Annotated in this window: 11 protein-coding genes; 7 read left to right on the forward strand and 4 right to left on the reverse strand. The window is 45.5% G+C overall.

Annotated features, from left to right (window positions below; genetic code table 11):
* Positions 1-73: 73 nt before the first annotated feature.
* The 3 genes from QT973_RS08100 to cbiD all read right to left on the reverse strand — a co-directional run bounded on the left by QT973_RS08100 (position 74) and on the right by cbiD (position 3,869).
* Entirely contained in the window at positions 74-289 is a 216-nt protein-coding gene (locus QT973_RS08100) for a hypothetical protein (RefSeq protein ID WP_333054638.1), read from the reverse strand.
* A gap of 512 nt (positions 290-801) precedes the next feature.
* Entirely contained in the window at positions 802-2,415 is a 1,614-nt protein-coding gene (guaA, locus tag QT973_RS08105) for a glutamine-hydrolyzing GMP synthase (RefSeq protein ID WP_445242999.1), read from the reverse strand.
* Positions 2,416-2,747: 332 nt separating this feature from the next.
* On the reverse strand, positions 2,748-3,869 hold the full coding sequence (gene cbiD, locus QT973_RS08110) for a cobalt-precorrin-5B (C(1))-methyltransferase CbiD (protein ID WP_333211776.1): 1,122 nt from the start codon (positions 3,867-3,869) through the stop codon (positions 2,748-2,750).
* Between the two features lie 146 nt (positions 3,870-4,015).
* Here cbiD and QT973_RS08115 point away from each other — a divergent pair, with 146 nt between their 5' ends.
* From QT973_RS08115 to QT973_RS08135, 5 genes are all read left to right on the forward strand, one after another.
* Positions 4,016-4,336, forward strand: coding sequence for a hypothetical protein (locus QT973_RS08115; protein WP_333391115.1), 321 nt, complete (start codon positions 4,016-4,018; stop codon positions 4,334-4,336).
* 270 nt (positions 4,337-4,606) lie between these two features.
* Positions 4,607-6,049 (forward strand): MFS transporter, encoded by a 1,443-nt coding sequence (locus QT973_RS08120; protein WP_333391118.1) that lies wholly within the window; start codon positions 4,607-4,609, stop codon positions 6,047-6,049.
* Between the two features lie 630 nt (positions 6,050-6,679).
* Positions 6,680-7,702 carry a DUF2235 domain-containing protein gene (locus QT973_RS08125; RefSeq protein WP_333211749.1) on the forward strand — a complete coding sequence of 341 codons (1,023 nt, stop codon included), beginning with the start codon at positions 6,680-6,682 and terminating at the stop codon, positions 7,700-7,702.
* 70 nt (positions 7,703-7,772) lie between these two features.
* A complete protein-coding gene (locus QT973_RS08130; protein WP_333054644.1) occupies positions 7,773-9,419 on the forward strand; it encodes a peroxidase family protein in 1,647 nt (548 codons plus the stop codon).
* A 199-nt stretch (positions 9,420-9,618) separates the two neighbouring features.
* Positions 9,619-10,821 (forward strand): catalase, encoded by a 1,203-nt coding sequence (locus QT973_RS08135; RefSeq protein WP_333391121.1) that lies wholly within the window; start codon positions 9,619-9,621, stop codon positions 10,819-10,821.
* Between the two features lie 378 nt (positions 10,822-11,199).
* Here the strand turns inward: QT973_RS08135 and rpsD are convergent, their stop codons facing one another.
* Positions 11,200-11,808 (reverse strand): 30S ribosomal protein S4, encoded by a 609-nt coding sequence (gene rpsD, locus QT973_RS08140; protein WP_193975783.1) that lies wholly within the window; start codon positions 11,806-11,808, stop codon positions 11,200-11,202.
* A 197-nt stretch (positions 11,809-12,005) separates the two neighbouring features.
* Here rpsD and QT973_RS08145 point away from each other — a divergent pair, with 197 nt between their 5' ends.
* Positions 12,006-12,635 (forward strand): hypothetical protein, encoded by a 630-nt coding sequence (locus tag QT973_RS08145; protein ID WP_333391125.1) that lies wholly within the window; start codon positions 12,006-12,008, stop codon positions 12,633-12,635.
* Between the two features lie 102 nt (positions 12,636-12,737).
* On the forward strand, positions 12,738-13,085 hold the full coding sequence (locus QT973_RS08150; RefSeq protein WP_333391128.1) for a rhodanese-like domain-containing protein: 348 nt from the start codon (positions 12,738-12,740) through the stop codon (positions 13,083-13,085).
* Positions 13,086-13,106 lie beyond the last annotated feature (21 nt).

Below are 13,106 nucleotides of genomic sequence, written 5' to 3' on the forward strand. Positions count from 1 at the left end.
ATATCAGTGACTGGTCTAAACTTTCCCAATCGAAAGCTCTTGTAGAGTGTCGAGTTCTCAACGAGCTTTCTGCTTACGAGACGATGGAGAGTTCATCACTGACTTGAATCCTACCTTTGACTAGGGAGCGAATCAGACGATCGAGTGAGCCACGTTCTTCTTCACTGATAGACTCATCGAGGATGGCGGCCATCATGCCGTAGCGGTCAGCCTTGGTAACGCGGTGAGTATCGGTGACAGTGGCAATTAATTCGTTGATAGCGCCGGGGAGAAGATTAACTGGATACATGGGATTGTTTTGAACTCGACACCTTAATCATCTCGTGGTTTCTCCTAAGAGCAAGTGATGGTGCTGGTTTTTTTCCGTGATAATACTGAAAATCTTCGGTGAACCAAGTCCGTGTTACCAGTGATCGAAGTCACAACATTGAAACTAATGCAGCGGTGGAACAATTAGAACCCACATCTTGCACCCTTCTCAAGAACAGGCTTTTCGGCCTGTTCCACAAAGAGTGAATTTTCTTGTGGAACAGGCCGAAAAGCCTGTTCCTAAAATGCTTATCGAGAATGGTGCAAGATGTCAGTTAGAACCAACCTTCGGCCCTTCAAGTGTCACAGTGATAATTTTCGTTTTTCACGAGTCTGAACCTCTTGCTGTGCAAATGTTTCAGACCTTCATAGGAAGAACTACCTCTTCTTCAATCACTTGTCAACAAGTAACGACTGTTGACTTTTTATCCAAAATCAAAATAAGTAGACAGACAAAAAAATTAGTCCGCCTACTTAATCGCTAACTAGAAATCACTCCCACTCGATCGTTCCCGGTGGCTTAGAAGTAATATCGTAAACCACTCGGTTCACCCCCTTAACCTCATTCACAATCCGATTCGAGATCAGTTCCAACAAATCGTAAGGAACCCGCGCCCAATCAGCCGTCATCCCGTCTTCACTCTTAATAAATCGCAAGACGATCGGATAAGCATAAGTGCGCTGATCGCCCATCACGCCTACACTGCGAATCGGTAGCAAAACTGCAAAAGCTTGCCAAAGTTCACCGTACAATCCGTGCCGGTTAATTTCTTGGCGAACAATGAAGTCAGCATCCCGCAAAATATTTAGTCTCTCGGAGGTAACTTCTCCGATAATCCGAATCGCCAATCCCGGGCCGGGGAAAGGTTGTCGGTTCACTATTTCTTCGGGAAGCCCGATCGACCGGCCGACTTTTCGCACCTCATCCTTAAACAGTTTTCGCAGCGGTTCAATCAGCTTAAATCGCAAATTTTTCGGCAAACCGCCGACGTTGTGGTGGCTTTTAATTTTAACAGCAACTCGCTCGCCACTTTTGGGGTCTGCATTCGTGTCAGCCGACTCAATCACATCAGGATAAAGAGTACCTTGTGCGAGGTAGTCAAAGGGGCCCAGACGCTTCGATTCTTCTTCAAATACGTTGATAAATTCGTGACCGATCCGCTTGCGTTTTACTTCAGGATCGGTAATCCCTTCAAGTTGAGCTAAAAACCGTTCGCGAGCATTGACATACTCAACGTCAATGTGGAATTGCTCTTTAAATAATTTTACCAACCGTTCTGGTTCATACTTCCGCATAAACCCTTGATCGATAAACATACAGGTAAGTTGGTCGCCGATCGCCTTATGCAGCAAGAAAGCCAAAGTAGAAGAATCTACACCGCCCGATAGAGCCAGCAAAACTCGTTTATCTCCCACTTGCGCGCGAATTTCGCGAATCGATTCCTCCACAAAAGTAGCAGTCGTCCAAGTCGGTTCGCACTCGCAAATGTGGTAAACAAAATTGCGAATTAAAGCTATTCCCCCGATCGAGTGAACTACTTCGGGGTGAAACTGAACCCCGTACAAATTTTTCTCGTGGTTAGCCACAGCAGCACACGGAGTATTGTCTGTGTGAGCGAGGATTTCAAAACCCGGTGGCAGTTGAGTACACGAGTCTCCGTGGCTCATCCACATCGTGCTGCCTTCTTCGACATTTGTCAGCAAATCTGTAGGATCGTCAATAAATAGCGATGCCTTGCCATATTCGGCTAACTTAGCCCGTTCAACCGTGCCTCCGAGCTGCTTTACCATCAACTGCATCCCGTAACACACTCCCAACACCGGTATTCCCAAATTCCAAATTTCTGGGTCGCAGTGGGGTGCTTTTTCATCGTATACAGAACTTGGGCCTCCTGAAAGAATAATTCCTTTAGGATTGATAGCTTTTAACTGTTCTGCCGTAGTGCGGTAAGAAATTACTTCTGAATATACTTGAGTTTCGCGAATTCGACGAGCAATCAGTTCGGAATATTGCGAACCGAAGTCGAGAATCACGATGATCTGGCGATCGATCTGCTGCATTAAAGAGTTTGTGAGAACGGACTCAGTTTCTATTTTAGTAGTCACGGTTATTGCGTAATTGCTAAGTGCTAATTGGGCAGAAAGTAGCGGACGTATCTGTCGCGCTCTCAGTACAATTCTAAGGAAGACTAGGAACCATTGGTCGCTAGGAATAAATCTTATTGATACTAGATTGCCGTCAGCGATGTTAGTCGATTAATCGGGTACAGGGCCATAGATTTACTTCGATCCTTACCCTAATTAATTGAATTCTTGCTTCAGAAATAGCTTCCCGAAGCAACCTAGTATAATTAAGGTTTAGGGACAGAGAATTATTACTTGTTAAATATTATCCCTGACCGATGTTTTAAACAGAATTCAGGGATATTCACACTACATTAACAAATTTGGGTCAAAAATGTATCTCCTATGTCACTTTTAACAATAATTTTGCGATCGCGCCCGAACATCACCGAGCCCACGGGGATGTGCAAGTTAGTGTGAGTAAAAATGCAATCCGATGACCGCAAGTCTATTTGTCGGGCGATGTCGCCGTAAATTAGATCGACCCAATTGCTCCCAAACTCGGCGTCTAAAGCCCGCAGTTGCCCGAGAGCCTCTTCGGCTGTCGCTGCGGCAAAAATTGCGGAACACGCATCAGCCGGCATTCCAGCCTTAGCACAGTAAGCTGTGAGAATTTCCCTGCGCCCGTCAGCGAGGTGGTGGTGAGTGTGAAAAATTCCCGCCGCCAATTTCATCAGTTTCCCGTGATAGCCAAACAGCAAAATTGACTGCACGCCCTGATATCCGGCTTCTACCAGCAGCGGGCCGAGCCAGTTAGCGGTTTTGACTAACCTCTCACGATTAATCCCCAGTTGTCGCGCCAAATCCAAGCCGTTTTCGCCGATGCAGAAAACCAAACAGTCAAACAGTTCGGCTTTTTGTTGCAGTTGTTCGCGGTAAACTTCCAACTGTCCAGGGGCGCTCAGCGGTTGAGAAATGCCCGTTGTACCCAGCAGCGAAAGTCCTTCTACCACGCCGAAAGCTTCGTTAGAAGTGCGGGTGGCTAGTTGCCGCCCAGACGGCAGAATCAGGGTGACAGTAATTTTTTCTCCCCCTGCGAGTTCTCGGCTCAGATTCGATCGCAACAGTCGCATTGCGTAATCATAGATCGCCGCCCCTCCACCGACTGTGTGACGCCCTATACCTTCACCGCCGAGAATCACAATCTGCTCTCCCTCTTCCCAATTCCCCAATTCCACCATTGCCCAAACGGGGGTATTTCGAGTCAGATCGAGATTGTCGCCCGGATCTGAGCGAGTCACTCCTAAAGCGGTATCAGTTTTGAGTACAGACGCCTGTTCGATCGGAATTTCTGCAGTTATTTGCGGTTCCAGTAAATTGACTGATACGCTATCTAGAGACTGAATACCTGCGCGTAAGCACCGCAAAGCTGCAAGTGCGGCCGCACAGGCAAATACTGGCAGTGTATACCCCGATAAAGGTTGAGTTTTTGTCACGTTGTAATTCAGAAATCCGTAAATTGGCTGGCGATCGACATCACGCCGTAGCAGTGATACCCCTCAAACATTTAAGCTTAATTTTAGGGTTTGTTATTATCAGCAGTTAGGGTAATTTTTGTCAAGTAATCATTTGGTTCTCCCAGTTGCTGATCGCAGCCACACTTTTGTTGAGGTGCGTTAGCGGAGCCCGCCCCTACGGGGGCTACGCCAACGTAGAGGATCGCCAACAACCCACTCCGAAGGCTTACGGGCCGGTGCGGGCGATTTTCACAAAAAACCCGGAATCTCGATCGCGAGCGCTGGGGCTGAACAAACGGATTCCAGGAATTAGGTACAAATCGTTAGCAGCTATACTCGGCAAGTCGATCGTCTTTCATTCTATAGATTTACCTAGCCGTAAATGTGTCAGAGCCGAGTCGAGGATCGGGCGAAATTTGTTTTGGCCCTTGGGGCGACTTGTTTGAGGCGGAATTCGAGCAATTGTTGGCAGGCGAAATGCTGCGATCGCTTCCTTGTTAAGCCCTAAAACCTACTTGTTTACAATTAGCAAATTTATATCTCCCAACCGGTTGATGTCCTAGCGATTGCAAGTCATTTATATTGATCTGAATTACCCGGACGTGCCAGTCCTACTTTCGAGCTAGCCTCTTGAAGGTGGGGCTGGTTTTATCTAACCCTGTTACTTCAATTATCCAATCTACAATCTAAAACCTAAAATCTAAAATCGATTGACTATGGTTGAACCAGTTGCAGAGTTAAATGAACCTCTATCTCTTCAGACTGCAGAAATAGTAGAAATAGTAGACCCGAAAATATTTCAGCTCGTTCTCTCTCCAAAAATAGCTCTCAAATTTTCCAAAAAAGACGTTCGATCGACCCTGAAAGCCTCAACTCTAGACGGCGTTTTTGCCACTATCTTCGAGTCGGCGACCACCGGCGTGCTGCTGAGCAACTTCTTGCTGCAACTCGGCGCGAGTAGCGTGGAAATAGGTATATTCTTTGCTATTCCGATGGTGGTAAATCTCCTGCAACCATTAGGAGCCTACATCGCAGATCGGACAACCACCCGCCGCTCGTACAACCTATTTGTATTCAGCGTTTCGCGGCTGCTGTGGCTGGTGCTGGCGGTGGCAATTGTTTGGGGTTCCCAGCACCAAGATCCCCGCCAACTGCTGCAATGGACACTGGTAACAGTCGTAGCAGCTAGCGTGCTGGCAGCTTTTGCCAATTCTAGCTGGTTCAGTTGGATGGCTGCTGTGGTTCCTCAGCGCTTGCGGGGACGCTATTTTGGCTTTCGCAACAGTGCTGTCAGCCTCATCACTTTGCTGGGAGTGCCGTTGATGGGATTGGGAGTGTCAACTTGGGACGGCGGCCCAATTTTGGGCTACGGTATTGTTTTATTGGTGGGTGTTTTGGCGGGAATGATTAGTTTGGGGTGTCAATCCTTCATGGTTGATGTGAATCCCCAGGTATACAAAAAAAATGCACTGAACGATCGACTTACAAAGAAAAAAGAAAAGCAAATAACAGATTTTGTGCCTTCTGTGCTGAAAGATTCTAATTTTTTAATGTTTATTCTTTACTTCAGCCTATGGACATTTGCAGTTAATCTCAGCGCGCCTTTTTTTAATATCTACTTGCTGAAAGATTTAAGCTTGGATGTGAGTTTTGTAACGATTTACACCAGCTTAAGTTCCGGCGCAAATCTACTGCTGCTGATGTTTTGGGGTAAGTTGGCCGATCGCTGGGGGAATCGTCCGCTGCTAATTGCGGTTGGGCTGGTGGTGGCTGTAACCCCTTTGCTGTGGTTGGGTACGGGCAATTACCCGTTTGCCCTCTGGGTGTGGCTGCCGCTGCTGCACTTGTTGGGGGGAACGACTTTAGGGGCGATCGGGCTGTGTACTAACAATATTCAAATGGAGCTCGCGTTGATCGAGCAACCTTCGACTTATTTTGCGATCGGCGCTGCTGTTTCGGGATTAGCTGGGGCTTTGGGAACTACCGCCGGCGGCTTTCTTGCCCAACTTCCTGGTATGAGTTTGGGCTCACTGTTTGCCCTCTCGGCTGCTGTGAGGCTGGTAGGCTTGCTGCCTTTGATTTTGGTGCGAGAACCTCGTAGCCAGTCGCTGCGGTCGATCGTCCCCACTTTGGGACGTTTTAAATTTAATCGGGGCTAGGAAATTTTCGCACAAATTTACCGATCGAGAAACCAGAAAAGCCCACAGATTGTTAAAAACTTCAAGCAGATCGCAGAAAACCTGAGAGTGACTGAGACAAAAATTAACCTAAAACATCGCCTAAATCTGATGTGCGGCAAATATCTCACTATTATCTTGCAGCCAACCGACAAATCGATAATATATAGCTGTTCTAAAAACTCACTGTGCAGACCGTAAATGTGTTTAAAGGTTCGTTAGCTAGGGCGTCGTATCACTACTTATGTTACGATAATCGAGCATTTTCCCTGAAGCAAACCTACGATTTCACGCTCTGAATTTTTTACGTTTTAGGATAATCGAGCATTTTCTCAGAACCAAACCTACGATCTCACGCTCAGCCCTTTTTGTATTAAGAAATATAAATATTATTCACATTTTAATACAATAAACTCAACTAGGTGGTGGTTTGAGACTACTATCCTGACAATCGAAATAACTAAAGATTGCCCACCCACATAACAATTTCGATCCAAAAACTAGCAGCGATCGCCTGACGCCATACAAAAAGGGGAATTGGCAATTCTCTTGTAACCGATGACCAATGACAGATCGCTCTCAAATTTCCGATTCAAAGAGAGACAAGTAAAAATGAAACGTCTAATCGTTTGCTGTGATGGCACTTGGCAACAACTCAATAGTAGTTACCCAAGTAATGTGATTAAACTTGCCCAGGCAGTGAAATCGACCGCCAGTGACGGGGTTCCGCAAATCGTGTTTTATGACGAAGGAGTTGGAGCGGATAGTAACAAGATTTTGGGCGGAGCCACTGGACTGGGAATCGATAAAAATATACAAGATGCCTATCGTTTTCTTTCTCTCAACTATGAGAAGGGTGACGAAATATATCTATTCGGGTTCAGTCGCGGTGCTTACACAGTCAGGAGTCTAACCGGGATGATTTATTGCTCCGGTCTCCTATCCCGCCCTCATATTACCAGGGCATCAGAAGCTTACGAGCTTTACCGTAAACGAGACATTAAACCAAAGGATCGGGTAGCAGCCAATTACCGCGAAGATTACGGCGATCGCGTCCCGATTACCTTGCTTGGTTGTTTCGACACCGTTGGAGCCCTTGGTATTCCTACTCTACCCGCCTTCAAGAAGTATGACGAACAGCTCAAGAAAAGGTACAGATTCCACGACACCACTTTAAATAAGTTAATTCAAAATGCGTTGCACGCCGTTGCGATCGACGAAGTTCGCGAAATCTTTGATGTTACGCCTATGAAAAAAAATCCTGATATTGAGAACCAGCGGGTTATTCAAGTTTGGTTTCCCGGCTCGCATATCTGCATCGGCGGTGGAACGAAAGAATACAGCGGTTTATCAGATGCCGCCTTACAATGGATGATCGATTCAACCCGTAACCTGGGATTGGGGCTTGAATTCGATCCAAGTGCCATTCCCACAGGTATCAATCCCAATTATGAGATTGATTTTAAAAACAATCCTGGGTTCTTCAAATTGGCAGGAATCAAGTTCCGCGAGGTGGGCGATGCTATTGAGGATCTTCACGAAAGCACGATCAATCGATTAAAAAAACGCCAAGACTATCGACCTAAGAATCTGCAAAAAATTCTCTCCAAAATAATTGATAATATAGAAAAATGATAAAAATTTATCAAGCTCTCAGAACGGAACCTAATAAGACTATCTCATCTACAACAAAGGAAAAGCAATCATGAAAAGAGATACATCTAGAGATGGATTTAGCAACAAAGCTTTAGCATATACGTTGACTCATTTCAAACCAATTTGGAACTTAGTTCAAAGTTACGAGCCTCTGAAACGTAAACTAAACAAATTTTTTCTCAATAGCATCATTTACAAACTTCCGACTCGCCCGCTTCCCTATAGCTTAATGGGCTTAGATCCCAAAATTCCAGGGACAGATATTCCAAAAAAAACTGATACCTACATCTCTTGGGATTCACTTACAGACAAGACTTATACTGGGCGACATTTACCTCCCGACCCCGAATTTAACAAAGAAGGGAATTTACCACCACTGGGTAAATTAAAGACCTTATTTCAAAAAAGAGATGGAAAAACCATTTATTCAGACAAATCGACTCTGCTCTTTCCCTATTGGGTGCAGTGGTTTACAGATAGTTTTCTGCGGATCGATCAGCAAAACCGCTTCAAAAATACCTCCAACCATCAGATTGATATGTGTAATGTTTACGGGTTGACCCGCAAACAAACAAATATGCTCAGAGCTTTCAAAGACGGTAAATTTAAAACCCAAAAACTCAAGCGCAAAGATGGCGTAGAAGAAGAATATCCACTCTTTTATTATGCCGATCCTGAGCAGGGTATTATCGATCCTCAATTTGAAGGTCTTCATGCACCCCTTAATGATGAGAAAAGACAATCCCCCGAAAAGAAAAGCAAGCTATTTGCAATGGGAGTTGAACGGGCAAACGTCCAAGTTGGCTATGTCATGCTCAACACTTTATGTATCAGGGAGCATAATCGAATTTGCGATGTTTTGTCAAAAAGCTATCCAGAATGGGACGACGAGAGGCTCTTCCAAACCGCGAGAAATATTCTCATGGTGATTGTTCTCAATATCATTATGGAAGAGTACATTTTCCACATTACGCCCTATAATTTTAGGTTCTTTGCCGATCCTGAAGCTTTTACCAAGGAAAGTTGGTATCGAGAAAATTGGATGGCGATTGAGTTTAGTTTTGTCTATCGCTGGCATAGTGCGGTTCCTGAAACCTTTACCTATGACGGGAAAGAAAAATCCATGTACGATTCCCTCTGGAATAATCAGATGTTAATCGATAAAGGGTTGGGTGCATTGATGGAAGAAACTTGTTCCCAACCAGGCACTAGAATTGGTTTGTTTAACACACCTGATTTTAAGATCGCAGGAACACCTTATACATTTATTGATGCTACCGAACTAGCATCTGTTAAACTCGGACGGCAGGCGCAGTTAGCCAGTTATAACGATTACCGCGAAATGTGTGGTTATCCCAGGGTGACTGATTTCAATCAAATTACGGGTGACGAATACGCTCAACAGAAATTAAAAGAGTTGTACGGTCATGTTGATAAGATTGAACTATTTGTCGGATTGTACGCTGAAGATGTGCGGGAAAATTCAGCAATTCCGCCTTTAGTAGCACGGATAATTGGCATTGATGCTTTCTCCCAAGCTTTAACTAATCCTTTGTTATCGCCTAAAGTCTTCAATAAGGAAACTTTTTCTGAGGTTGGTTGGGAAATTATCCAAAATACCAAAACAGTCTCTGATTTAGTGAATCGTAATGTTCCTCCAAGCGATCCCAAGTACAAAGTCTCCTTCGATCTTTAAGTTGTAGCTGACAACTAAGACTCAAATTAGTTGGGGGCGCAAAGACACCTGCGCCCTCAAAAATGAGGAAGAAAAAGGCGATATTTTCGCAAGCGATAAGCTACGGCAATTCGGAAGCAATTGCACCAGCATTTATACTGTTTCACAGATGCAACGGTTTGTGTAGAGCCTTTTTTAGCGATTAACCAAAGGTTATGTTATGAACAAGAAGTTATTTACCGAATATCCCGAACAAGACGAACGCAAATATTACGATCTTTTGGTTGAGCAGGCCAAGCTTCGGATGGATAATCTTTACGGCAATAAGGATCGGGCGCTGCGAGATACTCACGCCAAAACTCATGCTTGCGTTAAAGGAACTCTGGAAATTTTTGACTTTGATGAGGAAGCGATTAAACGGGAATTGGGCAAACGCGCTTCGTTAACTTCTTCGCAACTGAATGCGATTTCCCTTAAGCAAGGTTTGCTAGCAAAACCCCAACAATATCCTGTTTGGTTGCGCTTTGCTAACGGCGCTACCAAAGTATACCCTGATTACCAAAAAGATTCGCGTTCAATCTCACTGAAAGTGATGGGGGTGGAAGGGGAACGACTGGCGCAAAGCCACGAGTCAAAAACCCAGGACATCATTGTTCACAATTCAGAGCTATTTGTGAGCCAAACCATCAAAGACTACTACGGCTTTTTTTCTGCTTTGGTTGAATCACCAGAGACATTGAAGAAGTGGCTAATTCGACATCCCAGACACTTTTTAGCTGTGTCAACGCTTACGGGTAGCCGGACTCCGAAGAGTTTGCTAACAGCCAAATATTGGAGCGGTTCACCCTCTGCTTTGGGTCTCAATCCCGATTTCGATCCCTCGCAACCTGGTCTAGTTCCTGTCGAATATCCTGCTGTAATTAAGTATGGGTTCACTCCGGTTTCATGCAAACCACCGCACGACATAATTCCAGAACAATCTCGACCGGGAATCCCTAAAATTCCCTTTGTCGATCGCGCTAAAGCCTTGGGTTTAGATCCCAATCAACCAGACAATTATTACCGGGACGATCTCATTCAAGCCTTGGCGAAACCTGACGCTCAATACTGTTGGGATTTTGGCATTCAGTTCCAAACCAGCCTAAAAATGCCGATCGACGATGGCATCAATGTCTGGAAGGAAAAGGAATCACCCTTCTTGAGAGTAGGTCGTCTCACCGTCAAGCATCAGATTATTGATTATGAAAAACAATCTGATTTCAACGAAAACCTGAGATATTCTCCCTGGAACGGCTTAGCAGTTCATCGTCCAGTAGGTGCGATCAATCGGATACGCGGTGTTGTTTACCCCGTTGTAGCGAATTATCGCCTTCAAAAGCGAGGTCTTGTCCACCAAGAACCCACAGGAGAAGAAACTTTTTAAGGGAGTAATTTGGGGCTGGGAAATCATTTAAGCCATCAGGCAGGTGTCGTCTGAGCAAATGGCAACTAATATCAAATCCGGTAGCATCGTCCTGTATTCATCTCTGTATTCTCTCCCTCTGCGTTCTCTGCGCCCTCTGCGGTTAAATCATTCCGATGCAACCGGAAACGATATAAAAGAAGTTAACAAGCGAAACCTTCAAAAAATCCCATCCCTTTTTAGGGGGTGGGAGTGTTAAAAATGATGAATTCTTAGTCCTCAGTCCTTAGTCCTCATTATTCAGTAGCAATTAATCAATAACTGGGTTCGTACCCAATTATTAATTATTCTGCTAGCAACCAACTGATGACTAATGACCAACGACTGATGACTAATAAATTAAGCTTGCCGTGAGTAGTATTCCACCACTAGCAGTTCGTTAATCTGTAGAGCAATCCACTCGCGTTCGATAACGCCATTAACTTTGCCAATTAGTTTTTGCTTATCAAATTCCAAGTGATTCGGCAAGTGAGCCAAGCCTGGGTCTTTGAGATTAGCTTCTACCATTGTGCGCGAGCGCTCTCTATTTTTCACAGCAACCACATCACCAGGCTTGCACTGATAGCTGGCGATATTGACTTCACGGTCATTGACAGTTATGTGACCGTGATTTACCAATTGTCTAGCGGACGGAATGGTTGGAGCCATTCCCATCCGAAACACAGTATTGTCCAAGCGCATTTCCAAAAATTGCAGTAACACTTGACCTGTGGAGCCCGTGACACGGCGGGCTTTGCGGACGTAACGGAGCAATTGGCGTTCCGTCACACCGTAATTGAAACGGAGTTTTTGCTTTTCTTGCAAGCGAACCGCATACTCAGAGAGCTTTTTGCGGTTTTGACCGTGCTGTCCAGGCGGATAATCTCGTCTGGGGGTTTTGCGGGTTAGACCGGGCAACTCTTTCAGGCGACGGACGATTCTCAATCGGGGGCCTCGATATCGAGACATTTATTTTCCTCTCTAATATCTGTATGCAATATTTATGCAGACTCTATATTATATGTTGGTAACGGTCAAAATTCAAATAAAGATCGATAAAAAAACGATCGACCGGAGGGCGATCCATAATGTGCGGTAAATTCTGAAGGAAAAGCCGATCGCTCGATCGCCCAAATCAGCCAAAAAAACTCACTACTCGATCTGCCATGCACAACCGCAATTTCTCCCGCACTTCTTCCCCAAAGCCAGCACCGACCGGCTCAAACCCTACCGGGCGCTGGATATTAGCTCTCGGCACGCAGCTAGCAGCACTTGGTTTGTTGGCAACAGCCCTGCCCATATCGCCAGCCTCAGCCATCACTATTAGAATTCCTCGCTCTAGGAATCCCTATCGCGTCTGCGCCTTGGAACTAATCGAAGCCGGAGTGGCAGCAGAGGCCGCCGCCGCCGCTTGTGCTGACGCCCTCCGCCCCCGCGACATATCTAAATGCGCCCTCCAAATCAACCGCAAAACCAAGATTTCTGGTGTCGAAGCGCTCTCTAGCTGTCGGCGGGTGAGGCGTCCCCAAGAATTGGCTACTTGCGTAGTGAATATTAACAGCAAAAGTCGAACTCAACCTGCCGATCCCCTGGTAGTGCTCGATGGATGCCGCCGCAGTTTATTGCCACAACAGTTTTCTGAATGCGTAGTCGGTTTGAGCGGCAGGCTCGAATTTCCCACTGACAGGTTAATCGCCACTTGTCTTGACCCCAGGGACAGCGTGAGCCAGTTGGACGGGCGTCCTGCACCTACCCCTCCTGTGGAGCTAATTTCACCGCCTTCGCCCCTCAATTAATTACTGTTAACAGTTGACTGTTGACTGTTGACTGTTAACAATCTAAAATCTAAAATCTAAAATCTAAAATCGATTGACTGATGCCTACATTTTCCTAATCAAATGTCAGAAATTTTTGCTCAAATTACAGTCGAAGAATTAGCTCGCCAATTAGCAGAAACTAATGCTGAGAAATTGCAGCTTGTAGACGTGCGGGAACCTCACGAAATTGAACTCGCGGCGCTGCCGGGATTTGTAGCTTTTCCGCTGAGCGAGTTTGCCGAATGGTCTGGTGAAATTGACGCTAGACTCGATCGCGACACCGAAACCCTAGTTCTGTGTCATCACGGAGTGCGATCGGCTCAAATGTGCCAGTGGTTGACCGATCGAGGATTTACTAACGTTAAAAATATCGTTGGCGGTATCGATGCTTACTCAATGGTAGTCGATCGAACCGTCCCCCGCTATTAACATCAAATCCAGTTCTTAACT

Origin of the sequence: Microcoleus sp. Z1_A1, assembly GCF_036700305.1 — a bacterium.
Classification (GTDB): domain Bacteria; phylum Cyanobacteriota; class Cyanobacteriia; order Cyanobacteriales; family Microcoleaceae; genus Microcoleus.

Coding starts and splice junctions, on each gene's coding strand:
- QT973_RS08100 (WP_333054638.1), bottom strand. CDS start 289: ATGTATCCAGTTAATCTTCTCCCCGGCGCTATCAACGAATTAATTGCC.
- QT973_RS08120 (WP_333391118.1), top strand. CDS start 4,607: ATGGTTGAACCAGTTGCAGAGTTAAATGAACCTCTATCTCTTCAGACT.
- QT973_RS08125 (WP_333211749.1), top strand. CDS start 6,680: ATGAAACGTCTAATCGTTTGCTGTGATGGCACTTGGCAACAACTCAAT.
- QT973_RS08130 (WP_333054644.1), top strand. CDS start 7,773: ATGAAAAGAGATACATCTAGAGATGGATTTAGCAACAAAGCTTTAGCA.
- QT973_RS08135 (WP_333391121.1), top strand. CDS start 9,619: ATGAACAAGAAGTTATTTACCGAATATCCCGAACAAGACGAACGCAAA.
- rpsD (WP_193975783.1), bottom strand. CDS start 11,808: ATGTCTCGATATCGAGGCCCCCGATTGAGAATCGTCCGTCGCCTGAAA.
- QT973_RS08145 (WP_333391125.1), top strand. CDS start 12,006: ATGCACAACCGCAATTTCTCCCGCACTTCTTCCCCAAAGCCAGCACCG.
- QT973_RS08150 (WP_333391128.1), top strand. CDS start 12,738: ATGTCAGAAATTTTTGCTCAAATTACAGTCGAAGAATTAGCTCGCCAA.